Source organism: Terriglobus sp. 2YAB30_2 (assembly GCF_052114765.1).
GTDB lineage: Bacteria > Acidobacteriota > Terriglobia > Terriglobales > Acidobacteriaceae > Terriglobus.
Map to the genome: position 1 here is coordinate 185,360 of NZ_JBFRFJ010000008.1, position 25,635 is coordinate 210,994.

General features: G+C 58.9%; 26 protein-coding genes and 1 tRNA gene. 17 read left to right on the forward strand and 10 right to left on the reverse strand.

The features are described from left to right. The first annotated feature begins 47 nt into the window (after positions 1 to 47). The 13 genes from AB4Y89_RS13720 (at position 48) to AB4Y89_RS13780 (ending at position 11,153) form a co-directional block, all read left to right on the forward strand. Positions 48 to 2,510, forward strand: coding sequence for a right-handed parallel beta-helix repeat-containing protein (locus tag AB4Y89_RS13720; RefSeq protein ID WP_442301498.1), 2,463 nt, complete (start codon positions 48 to 50; stop codon positions 2,508 to 2,510). An 818-nt stretch (positions 2,511 to 3,328) separates the two neighbouring features. Then, on the forward strand, positions 3,329 to 4,015 hold the full coding sequence (locus AB4Y89_RS13725) for a hypothetical protein (protein WP_442301499.1): 687 nt from the start codon (positions 3,329 to 3,331) through the stop codon (positions 4,013 to 4,015). A 69-nt stretch (positions 4,016 to 4,084) separates the two neighbouring features. Further along, a complete protein-coding gene (gene ispE, locus AB4Y89_RS13730; protein WP_442301500.1) occupies positions 4,085 to 5,029 on the forward strand; it encodes a 4-(cytidine 5'-diphospho)-2-C-methyl-D-erythritol kinase in 945 nt (314 codons plus the stop codon). Positions 5,030 to 5,040: 11 nt separating this feature from the next. After that, positions 5,041 to 5,114: transfer RNA gene (locus tag AB4Y89_RS13735), tRNA-Gln, on the forward strand. A 124-nt stretch (positions 5,115 to 5,238) separates the two neighbouring features. Then, the gene (locus AB4Y89_RS13740) at positions 5,239 to 6,276 is read left to right on the forward strand and encodes a ribose-phosphate diphosphokinase (RefSeq protein WP_442301501.1); all 1,038 of its coding nucleotides are present in this window, start codon (positions 5,239 to 5,241) and stop codon (positions 6,274 to 6,276) included. 102 nt (positions 6,277 to 6,378) lie between these two features. Further along, on the forward strand, positions 6,379 to 7,032 hold the full coding sequence (locus AB4Y89_RS13745) for a 50S ribosomal protein L25 (protein WP_442301502.1): 654 nt from the start codon (positions 6,379 to 6,381) through the stop codon (positions 7,030 to 7,032). Between the two features lie 66 nt (positions 7,033 to 7,098). After that, positions 7,099 to 7,689: an aminoacyl-tRNA hydrolase gene (pth, locus tag AB4Y89_RS13750; RefSeq protein WP_442301503.1), complete on the forward strand. Its 591-nt coding sequence runs from the start codon at positions 7,099 to 7,101 to the stop codon at positions 7,687 to 7,689. 101 nt (positions 7,690 to 7,790) lie between these two features. Then, entirely contained in the window at positions 7,791 to 8,246 is a 456-nt protein-coding gene (rpsF, locus tag AB4Y89_RS13755) for a 30S ribosomal protein S6 (protein WP_442301504.1), read from the forward strand. Between the two features lie 126 nt (positions 8,247 to 8,372). Continuing rightward, positions 8,373 to 8,720, forward strand: a complete 348-nt coding sequence (rpsR, locus tag AB4Y89_RS13760; RefSeq protein WP_442301505.1) for a 30S ribosomal protein S18 — start codon at positions 8,373 to 8,375, stop codon at positions 8,718 to 8,720. A gap of 24 nt (positions 8,721 to 8,744) precedes the next feature. Continuing rightward, the gene (gene rplI / locus AB4Y89_RS13765) at positions 8,745 to 9,251 is read left to right on the forward strand and encodes a 50S ribosomal protein L9 (RefSeq protein WP_442301506.1); all 507 of its coding nucleotides are present in this window, start codon (positions 8,745 to 8,747) and stop codon (positions 9,249 to 9,251) included. 284 nt (positions 9,252 to 9,535) lie between these two features. Continuing rightward, entirely contained in the window at positions 9,536 to 10,066 is a 531-nt protein-coding gene (locus AB4Y89_RS13770) for an RNA polymerase sigma factor (protein WP_442301507.1), read from the forward strand. Continuing rightward, on the forward strand, positions 10,063 to 10,590 hold the full coding sequence (locus tag AB4Y89_RS13775; protein WP_442301508.1) for a hypothetical protein: 528 nt from the start codon (positions 10,063 to 10,065) through the stop codon (positions 10,588 to 10,590). Before AB4Y89_RS13770 ends, AB4Y89_RS13775 begins: the two co-directional genes overlap by 4 nt. Continuing rightward, complete coding sequence (locus AB4Y89_RS13780) at positions 10,587 to 11,153, forward strand: hypothetical protein (RefSeq protein WP_442301509.1); 567 nt, start codon at positions 10,587 to 10,589, stop codon at positions 11,151 to 11,153. Before AB4Y89_RS13775 ends, AB4Y89_RS13780 begins: the two co-directional genes overlap by 4 nt. A gap of 106 nt (positions 11,154 to 11,259) precedes the next feature. On the opposite strand, the gene AB4Y89_RS13785 is transcribed toward AB4Y89_RS13780, so the two are convergent. Beyond that, on the reverse strand, positions 11,260 to 11,631 hold the full coding sequence (locus tag AB4Y89_RS13785; RefSeq protein WP_442301510.1) for a hypothetical protein: 372 nt from the start codon (positions 11,629 to 11,631) through the stop codon (positions 11,260 to 11,262). A 52-nt stretch (positions 11,632 to 11,683) separates the two neighbouring features. Next, entirely contained in the window at positions 11,684 to 14,422 is a 2,739-nt protein-coding gene (locus tag AB4Y89_RS13790) for a valine--tRNA ligase (RefSeq protein WP_442301511.1), read from the reverse strand. A gap of 122 nt (positions 14,423 to 14,544) precedes the next feature. Here AB4Y89_RS13790 and AB4Y89_RS13795 point away from each other — a divergent pair, with 122 nt between their 5' ends. Continuing rightward, complete coding sequence (locus tag AB4Y89_RS13795) at positions 14,545 to 15,045, forward strand: hypothetical protein (protein ID WP_442301512.1); 501 nt, start codon at positions 14,545 to 14,547, stop codon at positions 15,043 to 15,045. On the opposite strand, the gene hslU is transcribed toward AB4Y89_RS13795, so the two are convergent. From hslU to hslV, 3 genes are all read right to left on the reverse strand, one after another. Continuing rightward, positions 15,033 to 16,523 carry an ATP-dependent protease ATPase subunit HslU gene (hslU, locus tag AB4Y89_RS13800; protein WP_442301513.1) on the reverse strand — a complete coding sequence of 497 codons (1,491 nt, stop codon included), beginning with the start codon at positions 16,521 to 16,523 and terminating at the stop codon, positions 15,033 to 15,035. The genes AB4Y89_RS13795 and hslU overlap by 13 nt on opposite strands. A gap of 5 nt (positions 16,524 to 16,528) precedes the next feature. After that, positions 16,529 to 16,999 (reverse strand): DUF6036 family nucleotidyltransferase, encoded by a 471-nt coding sequence (locus AB4Y89_RS13805; protein ID WP_442301514.1) that lies wholly within the window; start codon positions 16,997 to 16,999, stop codon positions 16,529 to 16,531. Between the two features lie 157 nt (positions 17,000 to 17,156). Next, positions 17,157 to 17,771: an ATP-dependent protease subunit HslV gene (gene hslV / locus AB4Y89_RS13810; RefSeq protein WP_442301515.1), complete on the reverse strand. Its 615-nt coding sequence runs from the start codon at positions 17,769 to 17,771 to the stop codon at positions 17,157 to 17,159. 137 nt (positions 17,772 to 17,908) lie between these two features. On the opposite strand from hslV, the gene AB4Y89_RS13815 reads away from it, so the two are divergent. Together AB4Y89_RS13815 and AB4Y89_RS13820 are read left to right on the forward strand one after the other, a co-directional pair. Continuing rightward, a complete protein-coding gene (locus AB4Y89_RS13815; protein ID WP_442301516.1) occupies positions 17,909 to 18,346 on the forward strand; it encodes a hypothetical protein in 438 nt (145 codons plus the stop codon). 3 nt (positions 18,347 to 18,349) lie between these two features. Next, positions 18,350 to 19,288 carry a cation diffusion facilitator family transporter gene (locus AB4Y89_RS13820; RefSeq protein ID WP_442301517.1) on the forward strand — a complete coding sequence of 313 codons (939 nt, stop codon included), beginning with the start codon at positions 18,350 to 18,352 and terminating at the stop codon, positions 19,286 to 19,288. Between the two features lie 312 nt (positions 19,289 to 19,600). On the opposite strand, the gene AB4Y89_RS13825 is transcribed toward AB4Y89_RS13820, so the two are convergent. Continuing rightward, a complete protein-coding gene (locus tag AB4Y89_RS13825) occupies positions 19,601 to 20,212 on the reverse strand; it encodes an FmdE family protein (protein ID WP_442301518.1) in 612 nt (203 codons plus the stop codon). Between the two features lie 235 nt (positions 20,213 to 20,447). Here AB4Y89_RS13825 and AB4Y89_RS13830 point away from each other — a divergent pair, with 235 nt between their 5' ends. Continuing rightward, a complete protein-coding gene (locus AB4Y89_RS13830; RefSeq protein WP_442301519.1) occupies positions 20,448 to 20,972 on the forward strand; it encodes a bactofilin family protein in 525 nt (174 codons plus the stop codon). Positions 20,973 to 21,054: 82 nt separating this feature from the next. On the opposite strand, the gene AB4Y89_RS13835 is transcribed toward AB4Y89_RS13830, so the two are convergent. The 4 genes from AB4Y89_RS13835 to pheT form a co-directional block, all read right to left on the reverse strand. Further along, positions 21,055 to 22,098, reverse strand: a complete 1,044-nt coding sequence (locus AB4Y89_RS13835) for a redoxin family protein (RefSeq protein WP_442301520.1) — start codon at positions 22,096 to 22,098, stop codon at positions 21,055 to 21,057. A 126-nt stretch (positions 22,099 to 22,224) separates the two neighbouring features. Beyond that, positions 22,225 to 22,548: a cell division protein ZapA gene (locus tag AB4Y89_RS13840; RefSeq protein WP_442301521.1), complete on the reverse strand. Its 324-nt coding sequence runs from the start codon at positions 22,546 to 22,548 to the stop codon at positions 22,225 to 22,227. Between the two features lie 8 nt (positions 22,549 to 22,556). Beyond that, positions 22,557 to 22,838 (reverse strand): hypothetical protein, encoded by a 282-nt coding sequence (locus AB4Y89_RS13845; RefSeq protein ID WP_442301522.1) that lies wholly within the window; start codon positions 22,836 to 22,838, stop codon positions 22,557 to 22,559. A 137-nt stretch (positions 22,839 to 22,975) separates the two neighbouring features. Beyond that, on the reverse strand, positions 22,976 to 25,048 hold the full coding sequence (gene pheT / locus AB4Y89_RS13850) for a phenylalanine--tRNA ligase subunit beta (protein ID WP_442301523.1): 2,073 nt from the start codon (positions 25,046 to 25,048) through the stop codon (positions 22,976 to 22,978). Positions 25,049 to 25,635 lie beyond the last annotated feature (587 nt).

The window sequence follows — 25,635 nt, forward strand, 5'->3', positions numbered from 1 at the left end:
GCAATGTTCCTCTCCCCTCCCCGGTTTCACCCCAAACGGAGACATGCATGCAAACCTCATCGCTGTATCGTTCTATGCACGGAGCTAAAACTGGACTGAAAGCTCTGGCCGTTCTTTTGTTTTCCCCAACCCTGATGCTTGCGCAGGGACCGCGTCATCCCGGCCTTTACCTTCCGCCGACCCCCAGTTACGTCGTAGCCCCATCGGAGACCGCCGTACAGCTTCAGTTCGGCACTGTGCCGTTGGCGACCGTGCAGACACAGCTCAATGCTGCGCGCGTTGCCAATCCTGATTCGCCTATTGTGCTTACGCTTACCGGAACGTATTGGGTGCGCTCAGCTCCGCTGGTGCTGCCATCGAAAACCTCTGTCGTTCTCTACGGCACAATCGCGGCATTCCCCGGCGCAACGGCGAGCAGCCTGATCTCCATTACGGGTCAGAGCAAGGTTGCAATCGCTGGCGGCGTGCTCGAAGGGAACTTCGCCAACCTCTCCGGCATCGATGCTGAGGCTTCCACAAAAGTCAATATCGACTCCGTCACCATCCGCAATACGGGCCGCGATGCCATCGTGCTCTCCGGCATTGGCAATACGGTCTTCGATAGTGGGTCGGCCATCACCCGCTGTGATATCGCCGGATCGGCGGCTAACGGTATTACGGTCGAGAACATTACCCAGGCGCTGTTGCTGGACAACTTCGTTCACGCCAACAGAGGAACCGGCGTGCAGTTGAGTGGAGCTCACTCGTCCGTGACCAACAACGAGATCAGCGGAAACAGGATTGGTGTCTTTGCTGACGCCAACAACAATCTCATCTCGGATAACGATCTGAGCGATAACTCTCAGTCGGGCGTGCAGCTGGCATCCCTCAGCTCCGCGACCTCGATCATGCGCAATGTGATTCGTCATAACGGAGTGAGCGGCATCGACTTCGACGGCACCGGCAACTTCATCTTTGACAACGTGCTTGCCAACCAGAACGATCTCACCGACCGCTCCTCGGCGAATTATGTCGTTGCTCATGGAGCTCCGCTGAACGCGCCGGCGAGCACCTACTTCTATCCGCCTACCATCGATAACCAGCACAACGACCCAGTCCTCAACGGCATCAGCCGTGCCGACATTACGGTCAATGGTGGAAACCTTAACGATGTGCAGACAGCCTACAACGCGGCGCTCGCGGCGAACCCAGGAAGCTATATCGTCCTGCACATGAATGGGACGTTTACCATGGACGGAACCTCGCCTCTCACGCTCAGCTCCAATACTGCGGTTCTGCTCAACGGCACCATCAACGTAACCTCGAAACCCGCTCAGGTCATTGCGGCCACCAATCCCGCGTCGTTCGTCTCGATCTCCGGCGGCACGATCGATATGAACGGTCAGGGTAAGATCACCGGAATCTTCTTTCCCTCAAGCACGAATGCAAACATCGATCACGTCACGGTGATCAACGGCGGCGTCCCGACGGTGCGTACCAGCGGCGGCATGATCCAGTTGCAGCGCGGCGGAGGCTACAACATCCTCTATCGCAACACGGTCAACATGAGCGGTGGACGCTGCATCTGGACCGAGCATTCGAATGCGCACTACGTGGTGATGGAAAACAAGGTGAGCAACTGCAACATGGATGGAGTCGACCTGGACGCTGCCACCTCCAACAGTTTCGCGATCGACAACAGCAACATCGACAACGTTCGCTATGGAGTCTTTATCGAGCAGTCTGACTCCTTCAACAAGATCTATGGCAACTACACCACGACTCGTGATTACGCTTCGCCTACCGGTCACGGAATCGGGGTGTATAACAATGCCACCGCCAGCTCAACGCGCGCAGTAACGGATGGCAATGTCGCCTTCAGCAATGTGAACGATGTCGTCAATAACGGCCTGCGCATCGGCTCCATCGCAACCGCCGCTGGCGGCGTTGCCGAGTCGGCGCACACCTTCTTCTTCAACAATGTCGCTACCAACAATGGCGGGAATGCCATTCTGTTCGACACGCAGTTCCCAGGAAGTGTCGAGAACTATCTCTCGCAGACGGTCCTGGCGGGGAACAAGAACAACCTCAGTCAGCAGAACACCAACGGAGCGGCGCCGCCGGATTTCTTCAATCCGACGTCCGCAATCGATCTGGCGCTCAGCCGGCCGGTAACGGTCTCTTCGACGGCGACCGGCTCTGACCCGGCAAATGCCGTCGACGGTTTGGCCTTTACCGGCTGGAAGGCAGGCGGCAGTTCAGAGGAATGGTTGACGGTGGACCTGGGCAGCTCAACCAGCTTCCAGCGGGTTGTCGTGAATCCATCGACGCTGTTGGGGTTGCTTCAGCCTATCCGGCTCCAGTCTTCGGATGACGGAGTGAACTTCTCCGATATCCGGAGCGTCGGGCTCCCCGGTTCCGTACGCACCTTCCTCTTCAATGCTGTCTCGGCGCGCTATCTGCGCGTGAACGTTCGGAGTATTCCGGGCGTCGAGATCAACCTGCGCGAGGTGGGCGTCTATCCGCAGTGAGTGGACAGCGAACCTGCGAGGGAAGGAGCAATCCTTCCCTCGCAGCATTGTTATCGCCGACAGTTTCAACTCGGAAGGAATATTGCTCGTTCTTTTCGACACCGGCGCAATTGACTCATCGCGGAATCATTTTGGGTTCCGTTGGTGTCTAAGCCCAGGTGCACAAGACTTCTTATAGAGCGTTATTACCGCTTGTCTTCGGAATCATCGCGATCGCGCTGATGGCTTGGGATATGCACGCAAAGTTGGAGTGTATCGGATATGACGCCGGCCGTCCCTTCTGGCCCTGTGAGGCGCCGTCCTTCGTTCTAACGGCACTTAACGTTCCACCAATTGCGATAGCACAGGTACTATCAAACACCTGGACTGGGGCTCCGGGTTACTTCCATGACGCAGTCGCGCTCCCCTGCATTTTGTGGTGGTGGTGGTTTGTGGGGACGCGCTTTGATTTTGGCCTCCTCGGTGTAGGTTCTTACGGACGTCGCCGAACATGGTTCGCCTTCATGATTGCTGCATTGGCGGCACTCGTCGGGCTGCTTACATGGTGTCTTTGGAGGGAGGTCGTTTTTTATCGGAGCCTTTCGTCCGAGACGCGCCCGAACATCTTCTGGTTCTTCTTTAGCTTCGGAGTGTTGTTCGGATATCTATGGTCTATTGTGTTGATCGTTTCGTTCGGTCTGGCAGCCTTCAGGCTCGCGCGAGGGCAAAGTGGCCAGACGCAGAAAAGGCTTGCAAGTGCACGAACGAAACGTACTTTCGCTCTTAGTGCTGTTATTTATTGCGTCGGCGTGGCCGGAGCTTGCCTATATACAAAAGCGATGGATCAACGAAGGCAAGAGGAGTATGACCGTCACAGTGTCATTCTCAAGGGAAAGGTCGTTGACGAACTTGGTATTCCCGTTCAGTGGATTGAGGTCGACCTTGTTCCACTTCTCGAAGATCGTAGTCTCCAGGCAATCCGGACTGTGAGGGAATGGACCAACAGTGATGGTGAGTACATCTTGCGACCTGAAAACACAGGCCTATTCTTCCTGGCGATTCCATGGAACTCTCCACCGAGCTCTAAACTTCCGTTTCTACCGCGGTACTACCCGGACTCTTCAGACGAGGCCCATGCGGAGATACTTGATCTAAGCGAGGCTCAACATTTGAGCCTGCCGCCGATCAAGCTTTCAAAGCTGCAGCTCACCAGAGTACCGGTGTCTGTCTCGTGGTCTAATGGCAGCCCGGAGCCCGAAGCGTATCTGCTCCTCAACAACACACGCTTTCCTGGGAGTGGTGTTGTGGGGAGCGAGGCTCTTCACCCTGACAAGGATGGCGCGATATCGGTTCCAGTGGGTTTCGAGTACCGTGCGATCGCACAAGTGGAATGTGACCGGGGACAGATGATCGGCAACGCTTACACGCCCGAAGTGACCTTCTCGACGGAGCAGACAGATCTCCCCATCAATCAATTGCAGTTCACGCTGCCTGGAGAGCCGTGCAGGGTCTGGCACCCGAAATAACAGATGTTGACTGCCAATCGTAATCTGCGCGGTCGCCGAAATCTCATCCACGTACAATCGAACCCGGGCATGACCACAGTTCGCTCCTACTCCAAGATCAATCTCGGCCTGCACATTGGCCCGCCGCGCCCGGACGGCTACCACCATCTGGCGACCATTTACCAGACCATCGAGCTCCATGACCTGGTGACCGTAACGGCGACGACGGCCGATGAGACCCGCATCACACTCCGCTGCCAGCACCCTGGCGTTCCCTGCGACGAACGCAATACGGCCTATAAGGCCGTGGTCATGGCTCTGGATGCTCTGGAGACCAAAGCCACAGTAGAGATCGTGATCGACAAGCGCCTGCCGGTGCAGGGAGGGATCGGCGCGGGGTCGGCTAACGCCGCCGCCGCCATTCTGGCTCTGGAGGCCGAGCTTGGCCACCGGCTGACCTCCAATGCCCAGCTGGCTCTGGCCGCGAAGGTGGGTTCTGACGTCCCGATGTTCCTCATCGGCGGAACGATGCTCGGCATCGAGCGTGGCGAGGAGACCTTTCCGTTACCGGATCTCCCTTCGTTTCATATGGTTACAGCGTTTCCCGAGGTGGGAGTGTCGACGCCGCAGGCCTTCCGTGACTGGGATATAAGATTGACCCAAAATGCTGAAAACGATAGACTAGGGGAGTTTCGTCGGCGTGTTGCTATGGCATTCGCCGGCCAACCTGGTGTCTCCGGCAAGGCTGGAGACCTGGCCGAGGAGCCTCTTCTCGCGCTTGTCCGCACCGGGCTTGAGAACGACTTTGAAACAGTCGTCTTTCCCCAGCAGCCATCGCTGCGTGCGCTCAAATCTGCGTTAGAAGAAGGTTCTTTATACTCGGCCCTGTCCGGCTCTGGTTCTTCTCTGTTCGGTTTGTACCGTACAGAAGAGGCCGCGCAAGCCGCACAGCAGAGAGTTCGTTCGCTTGGATGTGAGGCGCGACAAACACGCACCTTGCCTCGGAGCGAGTACTGGGCCACGATATTTGTATAGGCCGCAGTAGATGGGCGATCGACTAATGGTAGGTCAAGTGCCTTTGGAGCACTTTGTCTAGGTTCGAATCCTAGTCGCCCAGCCAAAATATGCCGTATGCCAACGGGCATACGTGAAGCGCAGTGTGCCGAACATGGCTCGCTGTATGACCAGATCGGACGGACGCAGCACCTCAAAGGGCAAACCTGCCCGGAAGGAAGCCACGAAGCATGACCGACGCCACCCTCTCGCAGAGCGAACTACACAGCATGCCATCCCCCGCGGTGAAACCCGCGGAGCGTAAGCGGGCCTCCCGCATCGCCGACGACAAGCGTTTCAAGATTTTTTGTGGTTCTGCCAACAAGCCGTTGTGTGAAGAGGTATGCAAGTTTCTGGGAGTCGCGATGGGCGAGACGCGTCTACAGCGCTTCTCGGATGGTGAGATTCACTTCCAGCTTCTTGAGAATGTGCGCGGCGCCGATGTCTTCCTGGTACAGCCCACCAGCTTTCCGGTCGATCAGCACCTGGTCGAGCTGCTCATCATGATCGATGCTCTGAAGCGCGCTTCCGCCGGCCGGATCACTGTGGTGATTCCGTACTACGGTTATGCCCGCCAGGACCGCAAGGATCGTCCGCGTGTGGCCATCAGCTCCAAGCTGGTTGCCGACCTGCTGCAGACCGCGGGAGCGAACCGCGCTCTGCTGGTCGATCTGCATGCGGCGCAGATTCAGGGCTTCTTCAATATTCCGGTCGATCATCTGTTCGCTTCGCCGGTTCTGGTCTCGCACTTCCGTGAGATGAATCTGCCCAACCTGACGGTGGTTTCGCCTGATGCCGGCGGTGTGGAGCGCGCCCGTTTCTTCGCGCAGAAGATCAATGCTCCGCTGGCCATCGTCGATAAGCGCCGTACCGATATCAATGTCACCGAGGTCATGAACGTGATCGGCGATGTGAAGGGCCGGACCTGCCTGGTGCTCGACGACATCATCGACACCGCCGGAACGCTGGTAAAGACAGCTGAAGCTCTTCTGGAGCAGGGAGCTGCTGATGTCTACGCCTGCGCTTCGCATGCTGTCCTCTCGGGCCCTGCTTCTGAGCGTATCGCGACCAGCCGCCTGAAGCAGGTGGTCGTCACCAACACCATCCCGCTGAATGAGGCAGCTCAGAAGCTGGGAGACAAGATTAAGGTTCTTTCGATCGCCGGTCTGCTGGGACGCGCCATCGAGAGTATTCACATGGAGACCAGCGTCAGTTCGCTGTTCTCTTAGCAGTTTGTAGTTGCAGTTCAACTTAACCGCGGTGATGAGCCGCAAAGGGAGCGGTTGGCGAGTTATATGCAGCAAGCCGGCGGTGCCCGAAAGGAAAACACAATGTCTGAAGTCGTTCTCGCAGCTGTTCGCGAAGGGAAGTTCAACAAGAATGCGGCTCGCCGCGTACGCGTCGCCGGTCAGATTCCGGCTGTGGTGTACGGCGCCGGACAGGATTCGCAGGCTATCGCCGTCGATCCGAAGGTCATCACCCGCATTCTGCACTCCGAGTCCGGTCACAACACGATCTTCGACCTCACCGTCGGATCGGCCGCTCCTATCAAGGCCATGATTGTTGACTGGCAGTACGAGCCCATCAAGGGCAAGCTGCTGCACATCGACCTGAAGCGTATTGCCATGGACAAGGCTATCCGCGTCAGCGTTCCGGTCATGCTGATTGGTACGGCCACCGGCGTGAAGAATCAGGGCGGCATTCTGGACCACATCCTGCGTGAGGTCGAGATCGAGTGCCTTCCGGGCGATATCCCCTCGCACATCGATGTCGATGTCAGCAACCTCGGCCTGCACCAGGCGGTCCACGTCTCTGACCTTCCGCACGCCGGCCAGGTCAAGTTCCTGGTGGACGAGGGTGCTGTTGTGGCTCACGTCACCATCGTGAAGGAAGAGGCTCCAGTGGAAGCTGTTGCCGCGGCCGAACCGGAAGTAGCCAAGAAGGGCAAGGAAGCTGCTCCTGCAGCTGACTCTGCCAAGAAGTAACTGCCTGACGGCGGCTGCCGGAGCGCAGCCTGGCAGCCGCTGCGGGATCTGTAAGGGATTTGGAACGTGAAGCTGATTGTCGGACTTGGAAATCCAGGAATCGAATATCAGTTCACGCCGCATAACGCGGGGTTTCTGGCCATTGACCGTATCGCGGACGACGCGGGAGCGGTGGTGGCCAACCGGAGAGGAAAAGCGCTCACCGGCAAGGCGATTCTGGCAGGACAGGAAGTTCTGCTGGCGAAGCCTGAGACCTTTATGAACCTGAGCGGGCTTTCCGTAGCTGCTCTGGTTCAGGAGCTCGGCATCGATCCGTCGAAGGACGTGATTGTGTTGTATGACGAGCTGGCGCTTCCGCTGGGCACCATCCGCATTCGCGAACGGGGCAGCGCCAACGGGCACAACGGGGTGAAGTCCATCACCGGGGTGCTCGGGACAGAAGATTGGATTCGTATCCGGATCGGGGTAGGCAAACCGCCTGCCGCCGACGGCCGCGAGATCAGGGCCGGTGGTTCGAACTACCTGCTCGCGCCCATGAAAAAGGCCGAGCTCACCGCGCTGGATGAAGTACTCGATCGTGTGAAGCTGGCGGTCGAGGCGGTGCTGACAGAAGGTGTCGGCCCCGCGATGAGCAAGTTCAATGCAGTACCCAAGTAAGGCAGGCAGCGGCGACGCAGCCTGGCAGTAAACGAAGTACCTAATTTCCATACCGCCTTAAACGGCGGTGCCCGGCAAAACCGGGCAGAAAGAAGAACCGAATGAATCGCACTTACGAAGTCATGTTTATCGTCCGTCCTGACGTGCAGGAAGAGGACCTGGACAAGCTGATCGAAGGCTTCTCCGGCACCGTCACCAGCAACGGCGGCGAGGTGAAGTCCGTGGAGAAGATGGGCCGCCGCCGTCTGGCGTACGTCGTCCGCAAGTTCCAGGATGGCCTGTACATTCTGATGAACGTCGCCGCCGATGGAAAGCTGATCGCCGAGCTGGAGCGCCGTCTCCGCGTTACCGAGCAGGTCATCAAGTTCATCACTGTCCGTACGGACGAGGAAGACAAGCGCCTCGCCAAGGTCAAGGCGATCCGCGACACCAAGGTCAAGCGCTCGGCGCAGAGCCCGATGCCGAGCCCGACGAGCCCCGAGGCTCCGGCTGTTGTTGCCGCTCCTGCCGTTGCCGCTCCTGCCGTTGCTGCTGAGCCCGAGGCTGCTACCGCCTAAGCCGGTTTTTCTGAGTACGAACAACGAAGAATGCGGTCCTGATCGCTTCCCGGCATAGCCGGTCCGGAGGTCTCCTCGCAGACCTGGGGCGACAAGCCGCCATAACCATCGAAAGGATAATCAGCAATGGCTGACGAGATTACGACAACGCAAGCAGCTCCCTCCGAACGTTCTTCCGAACGTCCCTCTGGCCCCCGTGGCCCACGTCCTGGCGGCCCCGGCGGTTCTGGTGGACCGGGTGGCCCTGGCGGCCGCAAGTTCTTCCGCCGCAAGAAAGTCTGCAAGTTCTGCACCGAGAAGATTGATGCCATCAGCTACCGCGATGTGCGTCTGCTGCAGGGCTTTGTCGCCGAGCGCGGAAAGATTGTTCCCCGCCGCCTGACGGGCGTTTGCACCACTCACCAGCGCAAGCTCAGCGCGGCCATCAAGCAGGCTCGTAACATCGCCCTGCTGCCGTTCGCGGCTCGCTACTAAGCAAAGAGATCAGGAGAGATTCAAATGGAAGTCATTCTGAAGGAAGATATCCTCAAGCTCGGCCACCGTGGCGACGTCGTGAAGGTTGCCGACGGCTATGGCCGTAACTATCTGCTGCCGCAGAAACTCGCGATCGAGGCGACTGCAGCGAACAAGGCCGTCATCGAGCAGATGAAGGGCTCGGCTCTGCGCAAGTCCGCGCGCGAGAAGGGCGATGCCGAGACGCAGGCCACCAGCCTCAACAACGCCGAGCTCGTCTTCGAGCGCAAGGTTGGCGAGGGCGACCACCTCTTCGGTTCGGTTACCTCCTCTGACATTGCCCAAGCTCTCGAAGCGCAGGGCTTTACCGTTGACCGCCGCAAGATCGCTCTGGACGAGCCGCTGAAGACCATCGGCGAGTTCCACGTGCCGATCAAGCTGCACCGGGAGGTTTCGGCTCACGTCAAGGTTGTCATCAAGAGCGACAAGCCGGAAGAGGTTATCTCCAGTGCCGCTCCTGCGGACGAGCCGGAGACGGTTGAGGCTGAGTAAGCCCTTCTGCACAGGCAAGACACGAAGGCCGCCCGACAGGGCGGCTTTTCTGTTTGTGTTGGTGAAATAGAGCATTTTCCCTGTAGGTGGGATGAAGGGCTTCCGCATCTATGAGCGTTTCCCGCTATGAAAGCGCCACTGCAGGCCCCGTTCGGGATACCCAGAAGGAGGGAAAATGCTTTAATCCGAACACTTCTTCTGTCTTCACGGTCTATGACTGTAGACCTTCAGGTCCATGACCGTAGAAAGGACAATGAATGGGTTCGCCTGCTTTGCAACTCGGAATGCGCCGCGAACTTATTGCCGACTTGATTCTGGTGCGCAAGAACGAATGGGATGCGGTCTTCGCCGGGCTTGTCCAGGAACATGCGCGGCTGTTGTATCGAATCGCCTATGCCGTGGTGAGAAATCAGCAGGATGCGGAAGACGCCGTGCAGGATGTCTTTCTCAAGGCCTATCGCGCACAGCCCAATCCGCAGGATGCACGTGCATATCTGGCGCGGGCGGCGTATCGGTCGGCTCTCGACCGGCTGCCGCGCAAGGATACGCGAGCTTTTGCCGAGCATGAGGACTTTCCCGCAGGAACGGCGTCTCAAGAAGATCTCGCCGCTGGATGGAGTGAACAGCAACGGCTGCATCGCCTGATCGATGGCTTGCCTGGAGAGCTGCGACAGCCTCTGTTGCTGACAGCGATTGAAGGCCTCACGTCGCGCGAGGTCGCAGCCATGTTGGGTATTCCCGAGGGCACGGTGAGAACGCGTACACAGCGGGCAAGGGAAGAGCTGCGGAGACGATTGGAAAGGAGGAAGGCGTGATGGAGGAGTTGGACGATCTGCTTCACCGTGAAGCGAATGCGGAACCGCTGCATGGATTCGAAGAACGCATCCTGCAGCGTGTTGCCTCGCAACGGGACCGCCGGTCCTTGTGGGTGTGGGCAGTTGGAGCGGCTGCGATCTGCGCCGCGGGCGTTGTGATCTGGACGGCGCGGTCTCCGAAGCCGCTTGAGCAGAAGCCTGCCATTGCAATCGTGCAATCGCCGAGGGCAGGCGCTCTTGCGTCTTTGCCGATGAAGTCTTTGCCATCACCGTCAGTGCCTTCCCGCCATGCCCGGAAAGACCGTCCCGCTGCTGAGGCTGTTCTCGCTACCCGTGGGGAAGAGAAGCTTCCCAAGCTTGATGTCTTTCCTTCGCCTGTCAGAGATACGACGGCGCATCGCGATGCTGTCGCCTTGTCCGATCCCCGGGTGGTGCAGGCCGCGGCCGAACTCAAACAACGGCAGGAAGAGCCGATCGAGATTGCTGAAATTCACATTGCACCGTTACCTGAGGAGACCCAATGATCCGCCGATTGAAATCATGCACCTTGTTCCTTCTTGTCGTTCTCACTCTCTGCTGTGCCGCACCTGCTCAAGAGGCAGCTGCCAAGGACACGGCTCCATCCGGACCAGCGACGCGCCATCTCTTGAAGTTTGTCGTGAAGGAGCTCGAGGGTGGAAAGGTGATCAACAGCCGTGAGTACTCGACGTATCTGGCCGGCGGTTCGAAGGAGACGGCGGGAACTTCATCGATCCGCACCGGCAGTAAGGTGCCAATTCCCTTCAGTTATGAGACGGCGAAGCCAAACACTACGCAGATCACGTACATCGACGTTGGCGTGAATATCGATATCCGGGAAGACCGCGTGGAAGATGGAAAACTTTATTGTTTCATCAAGGCTGAATTCACAAGCATCGATTCCAGCACGAACGCTGAAAACAGCGTTTTCCCCAGAATAGTCCGGCAGAATTCCTGGAGCTCTCCAATCTTTGCTCCCCTTGGCAAGCCCATCACACTCTTCTCGTCCGACGATGTCGCTTCCAAGCGCACGATGCAACTGGAGCTGACCGCGACCGAAGTCAAATAGGCAAAGTCGCAGCCGTCATCAGGAGAGCACCTCTGTTTAGAAGCGGCATTTCAATGCGAGTTGAATCTGCCGTTGCTGCGATCGGGTGCTCTGGTAATGGTTGATATCAGGCGCTCTTGCGGAAACGGTTGACTCCAGCCTGAGCATCTTCCCGCTTGTCGGCTACTTTATGCTGCCGTGCCGACTCCTCACTTACGGAGTGAGATGTGATTCCCTGCTTCTCACCTTCGGGTGTGCGCGTATTGAGCTTACCGACAGGCGCCTGTGAGCTCTGTGCTGAGTGGCGTTCAATCTGCCGCTGATCGGTGTACAGTGGCGCCCGGTCTTCGCCCATCTGAGCTCCGTCACGGTTGACATAAAGTCGTTCTTCTTCCGCACTTAGACCAAGATCTTCAATCGCTTGGTCTTCATCCAGATCGCTCTGCGCAATATCGACGTTCTGCTGTGTCTGGATGTGGGGTGTTTTACGAATTGCCATTGCGTCCTCCTTGGGCCTTGTAGGACGCCCAAGGAGGACGATTCGTTGTCGGTTATTTTGAAAGAGCTTCCAGGGCTGTTTTGGCTTTGTTGTAAAGCAGCTGGGTCTCAGCTTGCTGCTTCTTCAAGCCTTCCACTACATGCGCGGGCGCTTTGCCGACGAAGGCTTCGTTGCCAAGCTGCTTCGCGGCAGCTTCCAGCCCTTTGCCTAATTTTGCGATCTCCTTGGTCAGACGTTCGGTCTCCGCGGCCACATCGATCTGGCGCTCGTAGACTACCGCTACATCGAACTTCGGCGTGTTGCGAACGTTGGCTCCACTCAGCGCACCTTCCATGAAATCGACTGCGTCGACACGCGCGAGGCGCGAAAGCATCTCGCGGTTGGAATCGACCAGAGCGACGACATGGTTGTCGGCGAAGACGCGGATCGGTGCGAACTCCTTCTCGGGCACAGCAGCATCTTTGCGCAGGCCGCGGATGGAGACGATGAGATCCTGCAACAGTGCCATGTTTTCTTCCGCATCCTTGTAGGAGGGAAAGTCGCTCGCCTGCGGATAACGCGTCAGCGCAATCGATTTGGCGTACGGCTCGTTGTCGTACAGCGCATGCCACACCTCTTCCGTGAGGAAGGGCATGAACGGCGACAGCAGCCGCAGTGCGGCTTCGAAGACACCTACGAGCGAGGCCAGTGTAATCGCCGTCTCAGCGTTGCCCGGACGATCGAAGTTCAGCCGCAGCTTCACCAACTCCAGATACCAGTCGCAGAACTCGCCCCAGAAGAACTGGTAGACGGCCGCTGAGGCCTCATCGAAGCGGTAGCTGTTCAGTGCTGTCTCCACCTCGGCGCTTACAACGGAGAGACGAGCGAAGATCCAGCGTGTCTCCAGCGGAGTCTCTGCCGGCAGCACGGTCACAGGCAGGTTCTCGCCCAGACGGATCTTGTAGCCAGCTTCCTTTGCCTTTTCAATCTGCATGAAGAGGAAGCGGGCCGCATTCCAGATCTTGTTGGCGAAGGCGCGATATCCCTCGGTGCGCTGCTCGTTGAAGGCGATGTCGGTTCCGGGCGAGGCTTGGCTCGCCAGCGTGTAACGTACGGCATCGGTGCCAAAGCGCTCAATGATCTCGATCGGATTGATCACATTGCCCTTGGTCTTTGACATCTTCTGGCGATCGGCATCGCGCACCAGGCCGTGGATATAGACCTCTTTGAACGGCACTGCATCTTTCAGCGTGCGCTTGCTGCCGTCGGCCATGGGGACGTCGAGCATGAAGTGACATCCCAGCATGATCATGCGGGCCACCCAGAAGAAGAGGATGTCGAAGCCGGTGACCAGCAGTTCGGTGGGATAGAAAGCTTCCAGCGCCGCACCCGCCTCCGGCCATCCAAAAACGGTGAAGGGCAACAGGCCGGAGGAGAACCATGTGTCCAGCACATCAGTCTCCTGCTCCAGCTCATCGTTGCCGCATGCTGTGCAGGCAACCGGAGTCTCCCGCGCAACGGTGATGCCGGAGCACTTCGGGCAGTGCCATGCGGGAATGCGATGTCCCCACCAGAGCTGACGCGAGATGCACCAGTCGTGGATGTTGCGCATCCACTCGAAGTAGGTCTTCGCATACATCTCCGGCGTAAACCGGATGTGGCCTTCCTCGACGGCAGCAATGGCCTTGTCCGCGAGCGGCTGAATCTTGATGAACCACTGTTTCGAAAGACGCGGTTCCACGATCGCCTTGCAACGGTCGCAGCGGCCGATGGAGTTGGTGTGGTCCTTGATGGCGACCAGGTTCCCTTTGGCCTCCAGATCGGCGACGACCTGCTCGCGCGCGGCGTAGCGGTCCAGGCCGTTGTAGGGCGAGTCCGGCAGAAGGATGTGCGCGGTCTCGTCCATGATGTTCAGGTTCGGCAGGTTATGACGCTTGCCGATCTCGAAGTCATTGGGATCGTGTGCAGGCGTCACCTTTACCGCGCCTGTGCCAAACTCCGGATTTGCCCAGTCATCGGCGACTACCGGAATCTCACGGCCGACCAGCGGCAGCACCAACATCTTTCCGATCATCGCTTTGTAGCGTTCGTCGATCGGATTCACGGCGACAGCAACGTCACCCAACATCGTCTCCGGACGTGTGGTGGCAACGGTGATCGAGCCGGAGCCATCAGCCAGGTCATAGCGGATGTGATAGATCTTGCCGGCCTGCTCTTCGTGCACCACTTCCAGGTCGGAGACGGCGGTCTGCTGCTGCGGGCACCAGTTCACGATGTACGATCCGCGATAGATCAAGCCCTGTTCGTAGAGACGGACGAAGGCCTCCCGCACCGCAGTGGAGAGGTTTTCGTCCATGGTGAAATACTCGCGTGACCAGTCGACGGAAGCGCCAAGGCGCCGCATCTGTCCGGTGATGGCGCCACCGTACTCCTGTTTCCACTGCCAGACTCGCTTCTCAAAGGCTTCGCGCCCGAGCTGCTGGCGAGTCGTGTTCTCTGACGCAAGTTGGCGCTCCACCATCATCTGGGTGGCGATGCCGGCGTGATCGGTACCCGGAACCCATAGAGAACGCTCACCCTTCATGCGGTGCCAGCGGGCAAGGATGTCCATCTCCGTCTGATTAAGCATGTGGCCCATGTGCAGGCGGCCGGTGACGTTGGGCGGCGGTAGAAGCTGGACGAACTTTTTCTCGCCGACAGAGGTACCCGAAGGCGGGGTTGGTACGTCGAACAGACGTTCTTCAATCCAGTACCGGGCCCAGCGTTCTTCAATTGATGTCGGATCGTAAGCTTTTGCGAGTTCCTGCGGCATGTCTATGTCCGGCGTGGCGCATGTTTGTGTGCACCATGAAGCGCACAGGGCCAAAGTTCAATTTTAGTACGAGCCGCCGGTGCTCACGGTAGAATCGGGTGCACCGCGGAGGAGTAGGTTCCATGCGCCGTCTACCGATTCTTGCTGCTGTTTCGCTTCTATCCATCTCCGCTGTCGTGGCACATGCCCGCAGCTCTGAAGATCGTGCAGGAGTTGGAAACCAGATTGTTGTGGAAGAGAACCAGACCGTGGGCGATATCGCCTGTGCTTTCTGCGATGTTGTTGTGCATGGACGCGTCACCGGCGATGTCGCGATAGCCTTCGGCAAGCTGGAGGTCGATGGCGGCAGATCCATCTCCGGCGATGTAGCCGCATTTGCCACCCCCATCACGCTGGAGGAGGGGTCCAGCATCGGCGGCGATCTTGCGACGATTGGGGGAAGCTACACGGAAAAAGGCGCAACGGTGCACGGAGACCGTCTTATTTCGTCCAGCCCGCTCTGGATCTTGATTCCGTTGGCGCCAATCCTCTTCTTTGCCGCACTGATCTGGCTGCTGATCACCACCATCCGCAACCGGACTCCGATGCCGCCGCCTTATCCGGGGCGTTATCAGAGGATGTAGCGGCTCAGGTCCTCGTTCTTCACGATGCTGGCGACCTGCTCCTTCACGTACTCCGGCTTGATGACAATCACCTTCTCCACCGGACCGGCCTTGGTCTGGCGATCCTCAACAGGAATCGCGGGCTGACCATCGTCGATCTTCGGGCTCTTGAAGAGATCAGGAGCCTGGAAGCTGACCTCGTCCAGCACCCGTTCCATGATGGTGTGCAAACGGCGGGCGCCGATGTTCTCCGTCGTCTCATTCACGCGGAAGGCAAACTCCGCCATCTCGCGCAGCGACTCCGTAGTGAACTCCAGCTTTACGCCTTCGGTCTCCAGCAGTGCAGTGTATTGCTTGGTCAGCGACGACTTGGGCTCGGTCAGGATCTTGATGAAGTCTTCTACCGTGAGCGATTGCAGCTCCACCCGGATGGGGAAGCGCCCCTGCAGCTCGGGAATCAGATCTGAAGGCTTGGAGACATGGAAGGCGCCTGCGGCGATGAACAGGATATGGTCGGTTGAGACCATGCCGTACTTCGTGCTGACGGTGGTGCCTTCGACAATCGGCAGAATGTCGCGCTGTACGCCTTCGCGCGACACATCAGGGCCGTGGCCGCCTTCGCGTCCGGCGATCTTGTCGATTTCGTCCAGGAAGACGATGCCGGAGTCTTCAACGCGCTCGACTGCCTGACGCGTGACCTGGTCCAGGTCGATCAGCCGCTGCTCCTCTTCCTGCACCAGGTAATCGAAGGCCTCTGGCACCTTCATCTTGCGCTTCTTGGTGCGCGGAGCAAAGAGACCCGGAAGCATGTCCTTCAGGTTGACGTCCATCTCTTCCTGGCCCTGGCTGGTAATGATCTCGAACGACGGGCCATTCTTGTCGCGCACATCCAGCTCGACGGTGCGGTCGTCCAGCTTGCCCTCGCGGAACTGCTGGCGGAGTTTTTCGCGTGTCTTGTGTTCGCTGGCATGCGCGGCCTCAACATTGCCTTCGAGCAGCGGCTTGCCATCCTGGGTTGCCACCGGCGGTACAACGGGCGTGGGTGGCAGCAGTAGGTCCAGCAGACGCTCTTCGGCGTTCAGCTCGGCCTTGTCTTCAATCTCTTCCAGCTTCTCCTCGCGAACCATGTCGATGGAGATCTCGACGAGATCGCGCACAATCGATTCGACATCGCGGCCCACATAGCCGACCTCGGTGAACTTGCTGGCTTCGACCTTCAGGAAAGGCGAATTGGTCAGCTTGGCGAGCCGGCGGGCGATCTCGGTCTTGCCCACGCCGGTGGGCCCGATCATGATGATGTTCTTTGGCATGATCTCGTCGGCAAGCTCGGGAGAGAGCTTCTGACGGCGCATGCGGTTGCGCAGGGCGATGGCGACGGCGCGCTTAGCGGCCTTCTGGCCGACGACATACTTGTCGAGCTCGGCGACGATCTCGCGAGGCGTCAGCTCGTCGAGCGCGAGAGCTTGATCTTCGGCGGTGCCGGGGAGGTAGATGGCCATGAGAATTAGTCCTTCTTTTGGGCTTGCTTGGCGGCTTGTAGATCTTCAACGTCTGCCAGATCGCGGAGTCTGCCGCTCGCTGTCTTATTTCGTATCAAATCGTCGATCGACATATAGTTGACCGTCATCGGGTCGTCCGGATCGGTCTGTCCTAGGATGCGGCTTTCCCACGCGTCCTGAAACGCCACCCCGTCGATTTGTTGGATAATGTCCACTCTGTACGGTGCTACCCCGATCTGAAATGTCGTGGTCCCGTCCTCAAATACTTCTTTCGGAATCTCTGCCACTGGAGCGCCAAACTCACAGAGTGCTTGATAGACCGCAGTTGCATTCTGAGGAGTGGACTCAATAAAGATATCCAAATCCTTCGTGGCTCGGGGCTCCGAATGAAACGAGATGGCATATCCCCCGATGACGAGATAACGAACGCTATGGGCGTTGAGTACGGACAAGAGTTCTCTGAAGTCTTTGTCCATGGTTGGCCAGCCCTTTCAGCCTGTAGAAACGCAGACTCAGTTCCCACGTGGCGCGCATCCGTTCTCCGCTGGAGACACTCTGCCAATAGCGATAGGTATCAGCCTTTTGTTCTTCTGGATTCGCAACTCGAACGAGCGTCTTATCCATAGACATATTTTAAGCCTTCAACTCTTCAATCGTGAATGTCTGGTTCGTGTAGATGCAGATGTCGCCAGCGATCTTCATCGCCTTTTCGGCGATCTCGCGTGGGCCCATCTCCGTGTTCTGGTACAGCGCGCGGGCCGCGGCGAGGGCAAAGCTGCCGCCGGAGCCGATGGCGCAGATGCCTTCATCGGGATCGATCACGTCGCCCGTGCCGGAGAGCAGGAAGGTCTGGTTCAGGTCCGCTACGACGAGCAGGGCTTCCAGCTGGCGAAGCATCTTGTCCGTGCGCCAGTCCTTTGCCAGTTCGACCGCCGCGCGGCCGAGGTTTCCGGCGTACTGTTCCAGTTTCGACTCGAACCGTCCGAAGAGCGAAAACGCGTCTGCGGTCGAGCCCGCGAAGCCCGCCAGCACCTTGTCCTGGTACAGCCGGCGGATCTTCTTGGCCGAGTGTTTCAGAACGCTGGACCCCAGGGTGACCTGCCCGTCGGCGGCCATCACCACCTGGTTATTGCGCCGTACGCAGATGACCGTCGTCGACCGGATGCGGCCTGCGGAGAGGTCGATCGGATGCCCGATCTGGTGTCTGGTTTGGGCGGCATTTCCTTTGCTTGCAGCGGTTTTGCTCACACCTTATTGTACGCCGCCGGGCAGCGCTTCCAGACAGCGCCCACAGGCATCAAATAAGTGTCAGGCGGCGGGAAAACCGTCAGGACCGAGTGGTTGCGATGGCATACTAGCGGCAGCAAGTCTGAGGTACTTTCGCAATGCGTTTTGTTGGGCTTCCTTTGGTTCAAACCGTGATGCACCATCCGCAGGTGGCCATCGCGATCGGCGCCGGTTTTGTCGTTGCTGTGGCGGTTGCCGGGTGGCTGGCGCTTCGCCGCAAGCCTTCTCCGGAGGAGCTGGAACGCCGCCGCCGGCAGCACCTGGCCGAATCTGGAAGGTTGATCGACGGTACCATCGTGGAAGCTTCCGGTCCGGAAGAGCTTCCGGATGTGCTGGTATACAAATACGAGCTTGCCGGCGTCGAATACGAAGCCGCACAGGACGTTACCCCGCTTCGGGACCGTATCTCTAAAGTCCGCTGGGACCTGCCCGTGAGCATCAAGTACGATCCCCGCAATCCGGGAAACAGTATCGTGCTCGCCGAAAGCTGGAGCGGCCTGCGCGGCAGCGAACGCAATACCGCAGGAGTCGTCTGAGCAATGCATGTCCACGGCAGTCCGACCGGTAAGACACAGCGAGTGCTGCAGCTTTCTCTGCTGCTGACGGCGCTCTATGTGATCGCTACCCTGTGGTTCGGCATCCGTGCCCGATCTCTGGCTCTGGTCGGCGAGGCCGGCCACAATGCCAGCGACTTCTTCGCCATCCTGCTCAGTTTTGTGGCGGTCTACTTTCAGGCCAAACCGGCCACGGACGAAAAGACCTTCGGCTATCAGCGCGCCGGCGTTCTGGCCGCCTTCGTCAACGGCATCACCCTGATCGTGATCGCCATCTGGATCGGCCTTGCCGCTGTCGGCCGGCTCTACCGGCCCGTCGATGTGCAGCCGGGAATCATGATGGCGGTCGCCGCCTTCGGCGTGGTGATGAACGGTGTCATCGCTCTGCTGCTGTGGCGGGTCGGCCGCGATCTGAATCTGCACTCAGTCTTCCTGCACATGATGGGCGATGCGCTGTCTACGGCTGCCGTTATCGCTGGAGGCGCGGCGATTGCCTGGACAGGTCTGCGTTGGATCGATCCGGTGCTGTCGATCGGTATTGCCGCCATGATCCTGTGGTCGAGTATCGGGATCGTGCGCGAGACCCTGAATATCCTGCTGGAGGGCACACCGCGCAGTCTCTGCCTGGCTGATGTCCGCGAGGCGATGTGTGACATTCCTGGTGTACGCGACGTGCACGACCTGCACGTCTGGAGCCTGGGCTCACAGAGCTATGCCCTGGCCAGCCACGTTACGGTTGGCGATGTGCCGATGCAGGACCAGACCGGAATCCTCGATGGCATCCGGGCGGCCTTACGCCGCAACTTCCACATCACCCACACGACGATTCAGTTCGAGATGGAGTGCTGCCCGCGCTCGGAAGAGAACTGCTGCGCACCTCCAGAAGAAGCGCACCACGAGTGCGATCATACTCACGCGAATTAGGTCGATCCGCAGTTTTTACGCTGTCATCCTGAGCGAACGGGGTCCCCGGCGAACTTTTGTACGCTGGGGCAGGAAGCGAAGGACCTGCTTTGTTTGTCAGCGGGGTGTCCACTCTTTTTGTCATTTCGTAGCGAAGCGGAGAAATCTGCTTCTCCAGCATTCTTCCTTGGGCGACGAACGCTCTATCGCGCGTAGCGCGATGTTCATTCTTCGCCTTCGGCGAAGAATCAAGAAACAAGCAGGTCCTTCGCTACGCTCAGGATGACAAAACAAAGTAGGGCAACTAGCAACCAGGAACTAGCAAACCAGCAACTAGAGCGGCTGATAATACCGTTCTTTCGGAGAAGCGCAGGCGCGGCATAATATCTCGCCCTCACCTTCGCCAACCACGAAGCGGTCATAATTGATGCCTTCCCCGCATTGTGCGCAGGCGACGCGCTCCCCCTTGTATCCGGGAAACTCCTTTGGCGGCAGGTATACCGAGACCCACTCTTCGCTGAACAATTCCGCTTCCGGCATCTCGCGATAGGCCAGCATCTGCTGTGCATTCTTCGGCTCGACGTCAGGATAGAGCTCCTTTGCCCGCTGCTTGCTGCTCTCCAGGGCGCAGACGCGAATCGCTTTGTAGCGATCATCGCCGAGGGGCAGGGAGAGATCGGCAAAGGTTGCGGCCATCTTGCCGTAGTCCACTGGCTTGAGGGCTCGCTTGCCCAGCCGGCAGCCGGTGACGACACCGATCGCATCGGTAGCGCAACGGTCGATCTCGACCCAGGTCACCAGTCGCTTGCGGTCTTTGCCGCGTGGCTCGTCGATACCCAGACGGGCACAGGCCAGCATTGCCATACGCACACCGAGAATCTGCCCGGCACAAAGATGCCCGTGCGCGACCTCAGCCTCCTTGAGCAACTCATCCAGGGTCAGCATGGCTTAATGGTGCCGGGTTTCACCCGCAAAATACAAGGTCGTCCTTCTGGGAGTGAAGTCCTTTTTTCTCCGTATCTTCGCTGGTAGCAAGATAGGTCCCCTGTGGAAACCGTCCCTACTTTTCCGCAAACTTGGCGACTAGGGGATTAACCACGGAGTAATATCAACCCTATAAGGGCAGCGGACGCGAGCCGCAGTCAAACACGCGTACGAACGAAAGGAAACAGGATTCACCATGTGGAAACCGAACCAGCCCGGCAACGTGCCCACCTCAACCCCCGAACCAATTCGTCCGACCACGCCAGCGACCGGCTATGAACCGGCAGCGGCGCGGACACCTGCTTCTTCTTCTTCTCCTGCTGCCCCCAATACCGGCGAGCAGGCTACGATCGGCAAATCCCTCGTCGTCAAGGGTGAAGTCTCCGGCTCGGAGAGCTTGTTCATCGACGGCAAGGTGGAAGGTGCCATCAATCTGCCGGGGAACCGTGTAACGATTGGCCGTAACGGTCAGGTAGCCGCAAACATCAGCGCGCGCGAAATCGTCGTGCTGGGTAAGGTGCGGGGCAATTGTCAGGCCAGTGATCGCGTGGAGATCCGCAGCGAAGGTTCGCTGACCGGCGATGTGATCGCCGCCCGCATCAGCATCGAGGACGGCGCCTTCTTCAAAGGCGGCATCGACATCCGCAAGCCCGGCGGCCAGGATGCCAAGGGCAGCCCGGCGATCGTCGAGAAGGCCGAACCGGTCGCTGCAGAAGCCTAACCTGGATCGTTTCCCAGATCTGCACGGTTGCAACCCACAAGAAAGCCCCGCTCCCCGCGGGGCTTTTTCGTATCTGTCGTTTCTATTTAGCCGGTGTTGATGCCGGAGGCAGAATCTTCAGCAGTTTTGCCTGCAAGTCCTCGCGCGAACCTACGATGCGTTCACAGATGTTCGTATTCTCGTCCACCAGGACGTAGGTCGGAAATGCACCGATATTGAAGAGCTCGCGCATGTGCTTGTCGTTGTCCAGCACCTGCGGCCAGCGCATGCGATTCTCTTCGATGTAGTTCTTCCACTTCATCTCGCTCGAGTCGACGCTCACACTTACGACCGCAAGACCGTGGTCTTTGTAGCGGTTAGCCAGCATCTTCAGATAATCGGTATCTTCCACGCAGGCCGGGCACCACGTCGCCCAGAAGTCGAGCAGGACAGTCTTACCCGCGAGCTCATCCGACGTAAGTTTCTCGCCCGACAGTGTGGTCGCGCTAAACGACGGCATCGTCGGGTTGATTGCCCGGTCAGGATTGCTTGCCAGCCGATGTGCCCGCATCGCTGCGGCAGATCCGGCAGGTGCGTTGCGCTCCATCATGGCAAAGATCTCGCGCGCCTCGCCACCGTTGCCGAGCAACATGGCGGCGCGCCCTTCGACGTCATAAGCGGCGAAGTTTGTCTTGTCGTGTTGAATCGCGCCTTTCGCCAGGCGATAGGCTTCCTCGGCCTGCTCTTTGCTGGCGCGGCTCTTTTCCTCTCCCTGTTTGGGCGTCAATGCTCCGTTGGCTGCCATGACCTCGATCATTGAACGGGTCGCGTCATCCGGAGAAAGGGCCGCCAGTTTGGTTGCGGCAGTAACTGCCAATTTCGCCTGCTGCATCTTCAGGGCGCTGTCATATTCCCCAAACAGGGAACGCGAGCACTGACCCTTTGCCTGCTTGTCGGCTTTGGCATACGTATCCGCGGCAGAGTCGAGCTGCCGCCGCTCCGCAAACTGGGCGGCCTGTGCATTCAGTGCGGTGACTTTTGCATCGCTGCAGGCTGAGGTTGGAGGGAAGAGATCTTCCGCAGGTGAGGTGGAAACCAGAGCAGCAGTGAAGAAAAGAGCAGACGCAACACAGCTCAAGATGCGCACAAAAACTCCAGAAAAAGGGATGAGTGCATCATCCCTTCTCCTGGCTTAGATTTCAATGGGGAAGATGAGGGAAAAATCGGTGATAGGTTCAGGACACGCAATAGGAGGCGGAATGGAGCCGCCGCGTCAGCTGACGCGGCGTTCTTCCAGAATCGAATCGAGCAGACCTGCCAGCGAGTCGGCGCGGTTGCGCACCGTCGTGGAGGTCTCTTCCACGCTGCCCTCTAGCTCCGAGTAGCGTCCGCGCGCCTGCTCCAGCTCATCGGCAATATTCAGTGCGGCCAGAACAGCGACCCGCAGAGAATCTACAGTTGCGCCATGCGAGGCGACGGCGCGCATTTTTGCGTCGACCAATGCAGCCAGACGCTCGATATACTGCGTGTCGGTTCCGCGCAGGTTGTAGATCTGCCCGTAGATATCAACACTGACGGCCTGGGGGATTTCTGCCATCGTTCCTCCTACAGTGTCTCGAGCTGCTCGAGCAGCTTCTCCATACGTCCGCGCACGTTCTCGCGTTCGCCCTTCAGGCTATCGACCTGCGTCTGAACGTCCTGGGTTTCCATCTGCTGCAGCTCGAGCTGTTCGCGCAACGACTGTAGCTGCTGTGTGAGTTGCGCGACCTTCGCCTCGGCGGCGGCGCGCTCTTCCCGCTCCTTGCGGACAATCTCAACGGCACGAAGCACTTTCTGTTCAAGTGCCTGCAGTTCATCGACGGTTACGGTGGTTGCAGTGGTGCTCATAGCTGAAAATCTACCTCTTCTGGGCGAAGTATAGCCTTCGCGCGGGTGAATATGCGGCTGGAAATCCACAACCTGGGGAATCTGGCTTGGCACCTGTCTTCTCCCGGCGCTGACTGAAAGGAGTTGGATGACGCGCCCTACGCGCGCAGTTTCCCGCCAAGCCCTTCCAGCGTTTTGATGATCTCGGCCGACCAGCCCGTCAGCTCTTCGTCGCGCAGCGTGCGCTCTTGCGACTGGAAGACAACGCGCGTCAGCAGGGAGTAGTGTCCGGCAGGGACAGCCTTGCCCTTCGCGTCGCGGAAGATCTCCACCGGCGCCACCCGCAGCAGTTCGGCGTTTCCGAGCCCATGAATCGCGGCTTCCACTGCTGCCCATGTCACCGCATCCGGGAAGACAAACGAGAAGTCGCGCTCGACCGCCTGATAACGCGAGATTTCATGGGCCACCGGAGTGCGCAGCGGGAAGGCGAAGAGCTTCGCCAGATTCACCTCGGCCAGCCACACCGGCTGCCGCAGCTTGCGCTTGGCAGCTTCTGCCGAAGCCAGCTCACCCAGCACGGCCACGATCTGGCCTTCGATCGCGATGGTGGCTCCGCGGCCCGGCTCGATCCACGACGGCAGATTCATCTGCGCATATACCGGCGCTGTGACACGGAAGCGTGCGAACAGCTTTTCGAGTGCGCCTTTCAGCTCGTAGAAGAGGGCATCGGCCTCGCTGACCACTGCGGTGGCACGGGCTCCGCCGGTTGCTCCCAGAGAGAGCGACGGCTCTTCGACGACCTTTGCCGTCGATCCTGTGAACCGAGTGCCCATCTCATACAGCCGCACGTCGTTCACATCGCGGTTTAGATTTGTGGCCAGCATGGTCACCATACCGGGCAGCAGCGAAGGGCGCAGGTTACCGGCTTCCTCATTCAACGGATTGCCCATCGGCACACCGCTGCCGGCGAAGGTCTGCGAATCAGCTTCAGAGGCAAAGGTACTGGAGATCGCTTCCGTGAACCCCGCTGCAAGCAAAGTCGACCGCACCGCACGCTCCGGAGCCTCATAGGGCAGCTCCACCACTCCACCAGAGAACGACGGCAGCGTATTCTCGAAGCGGTTGTAGCCATACACGCGTGCGACCTCTTCAATCAAATCGATCTCGCGCTCAAGGTCGAGCCGCCACGAGGGCAGCGTCACCGCATAGGCGCTATCGCCGGCAGGAGCCAGCACGCAGCCCAGGGCACGCAGATACTGCTCAACGACACAGGCCGTAATGCCTTTGCCATCGGTTGTGGAGCCAAGCAGGCGCTGTACTTCACTCACGGCCAACGCAATGGGAGCGCGTTTCGTTGTCTTTGCTTCGATCTCCGGAATCAGAACATCGGTCATGGCTCCGGTCAGCGTGCCGCCGCAGAACTGTACAAGGAGCTTCGAGACCAGTGCATTGGCTGCCGGAGCTGCCGCGATATCCGCACCGCGCTCGAAACGATGTGAGGCATCCGTATGCAGACCGTGACGGCGCGAGCTTCGGCGAATGCTCGACGGATCGAACCAGGCAGCCTCCACCAGGATGTTCTTCGTCTCTTCCGTGACGCGCGAGTCCCAGCCACCCATCACGCCGGCAAGGCCAAGGGCCTTCTTCTCGTCAGCGACGACCAGATCATCGGCCTCAAGCACCTTATCGGTGCCGTCCAGTAGCTTGATGGTCTCGCCCTTACGGGCCGTGCGCACCACAATGGAGCCCTCAATTTTATCGAGGTCGAAGACGTGGGTCGGGTGACCCATCGCCAGCCAGGTGTAGTTGGTAATGTCGACCGCGTTCGAGATCAGCTTCTGCCCCAGTGCTGCAAAACGCGAGGCGATGTCGCCCTCGGTAGCCTTGACGGTGACGCCGCGAATCACCTGGGCTGTGAAGCGTCCGCACAGGTCTTTGGCTTCAATACGCACCGGGTGAGACTCTCCTGCGGCGGGAGCAGGCAACGCCGGATCCAGCGGCTGCAGCGGAACGTCATAGATGGCTGCTGCTTCACGGGCTACGCCGTAGTGGTTCATCGCATCCACGCGGTTGGTGGTGATGTCCATTTCGAACAGAGAGCCGTTGCCGTCGTTCAACTCGAAGACACCCTCGACGGCGATGCCACGCAGGGTCAGGTCATCGGCCAGTTGACGGTCAGAGACAGTGAGCGCAGGAAGGTAGGAGCGGAGCCAGTTGGAGAGGATCTTCATTGCCAAGGTACTGGCAATAGTCTATCGAACCCGCGGCTGTGACCGTCTGGGAGCAGGGCGTATCGATAAATTCGGTTGAGCCATTACCTTCGTTGCCCCATTCTTCGCGGCTTTTTGCGAGGGGCGGGGGTCCCCGGCGAACTTGTTCGCTGGGGCTTAGCGTGGGGTATCGCGCTTTGCGCGACCGTGTTTCTATCTTTCCAACGACAGTTCGGAAAAGGTTGATACGAGTGCTTGGGATGGTGAAGGCCGGGCCCATGTCCCCGAGGGCCACCACCCCAACGAACAAAGGTCGTTGGGGGCCCGGACATGGGGCACCTGGTGCATGGGTTCTATCCAATTTGTCGATTACACCCTAGTAATAGTCCGCGCACGACATGTAATACCCGCACTGGTCACAGATCAGCTTGCATCGGCGGCTGGTAAGGCGCGCCGAGCACGTCGGACAGTACACTTGGTGGTGTTCGCCGGGCAGCGGGCAGCTTTCCGTATCCTCGGCGGCCGCCTCAACCGTTTGTTCAGGTTGCGTCTGCATGGCAGGAGCATACACCTGCAACGCGAAAAAAATCGCAGCATCTAACCCGGTA

Excerpts from the sequence above, each read along its gene's own strand:
- AB4Y89_RS13720 (WP_442301498.1), top strand. The coding sequence starts at position 48 with ATGCAAACCTCATCGCTGTATCGTTCTATGCACGGAGCTAAAACTGGA.
- AB4Y89_RS13725 (WP_442301499.1), top strand. The coding sequence starts at position 3,329 with ATGGATCAACGAAGGCAAGAGGAGTATGACCGTCACAGTGTCATTCTC.
- ispE (WP_442301500.1), top strand. The coding sequence starts at position 4,085 with ATGACCACAGTTCGCTCCTACTCCAAGATCAATCTCGGCCTGCACATT.
- AB4Y89_RS13740 (WP_442301501.1), top strand. The coding sequence starts at position 5,239 with ATGACCGACGCCACCCTCTCGCAGAGCGAACTACACAGCATGCCATCC.
- AB4Y89_RS13745 (WP_442301502.1), top strand. The coding sequence starts at position 6,379 with ATGTCTGAAGTCGTTCTCGCAGCTGTTCGCGAAGGGAAGTTCAACAAG.
- rpsF (WP_442301504.1), top strand. The coding sequence starts at position 7,791 with ATGAATCGCACTTACGAAGTCATGTTTATCGTCCGTCCTGACGTGCAG.
- rpsR (WP_442301505.1), top strand. The coding sequence starts at position 8,373 with ATGGCTGACGAGATTACGACAACGCAAGCAGCTCCCTCCGAACGTTCT.
- rplI (WP_442301506.1), top strand. The coding sequence starts at position 8,745 with ATGGAAGTCATTCTGAAGGAAGATATCCTCAAGCTCGGCCACCGTGGC.
- AB4Y89_RS13770 (WP_442301507.1), top strand. The coding sequence starts at position 9,536 with ATGCGCCGCGAACTTATTGCCGACTTGATTCTGGTGCGCAAGAACGAA.
- AB4Y89_RS13780 (WP_442301509.1), top strand. The coding sequence starts at position 10,587 with ATGATCCGCCGATTGAAATCATGCACCTTGTTCCTTCTTGTCGTTCTC.
- AB4Y89_RS13785 (WP_442301510.1), bottom strand. The coding sequence starts at position 11,631 with ATGGCAATTCGTAAAACACCCCACATCCAGACACAGCAGAACGTCGAT.
- AB4Y89_RS13790 (WP_442301511.1), bottom strand. The coding sequence starts at position 14,422 with ATGCCGCAGGAACTCGCAAAAGCTTACGATCCGACATCAATTGAAGAA.
- AB4Y89_RS13795 (WP_442301512.1), top strand. The coding sequence starts at position 14,545 with ATGCGCCGTCTACCGATTCTTGCTGCTGTTTCGCTTCTATCCATCTCC.
- hslU (WP_442301513.1), bottom strand. The coding sequence starts at position 16,523 with ATGGCCATCTACCTCCCCGGCACCGCCGAAGATCAAGCTCTCGCGCTC.
- AB4Y89_RS13805 (WP_442301514.1), bottom strand. The coding sequence starts at position 16,999 with ATGGACAAAGACTTCAGAGAACTCTTGTCCGTACTCAACGCCCATAGC.
- AB4Y89_RS13815 (WP_442301516.1), top strand. The coding sequence starts at position 17,909 with ATGCGTTTTGTTGGGCTTCCTTTGGTTCAAACCGTGATGCACCATCCG.
- AB4Y89_RS13820 (WP_442301517.1), top strand. The coding sequence starts at position 18,350 with ATGCATGTCCACGGCAGTCCGACCGGTAAGACACAGCGAGTGCTGCAG.
- AB4Y89_RS13825 (WP_442301518.1), bottom strand. The coding sequence starts at position 20,212 with ATGCTGACCCTGGATGAGTTGCTCAAGGAGGCTGAGGTCGCGCACGGG.
- AB4Y89_RS13830 (WP_442301519.1), top strand. The coding sequence starts at position 20,448 with ATGTGGAAACCGAACCAGCCCGGCAACGTGCCCACCTCAACCCCCGAA.
- AB4Y89_RS13840 (WP_442301521.1), bottom strand. The coding sequence starts at position 22,548 with ATGGCAGAAATCCCCCAGGCCGTCAGTGTTGATATCTACGGGCAGATC.
- AB4Y89_RS13845 (WP_442301522.1), bottom strand. The coding sequence starts at position 22,838 with ATGAGCACCACTGCAACCACCGTAACCGTCGATGAACTGCAGGCACTT.
- pheT (WP_442301523.1), bottom strand. The coding sequence starts at position 25,048 with ATGAAGATCCTCTCCAACTGGCTCCGCTCCTACCTTCCTGCGCTCACT.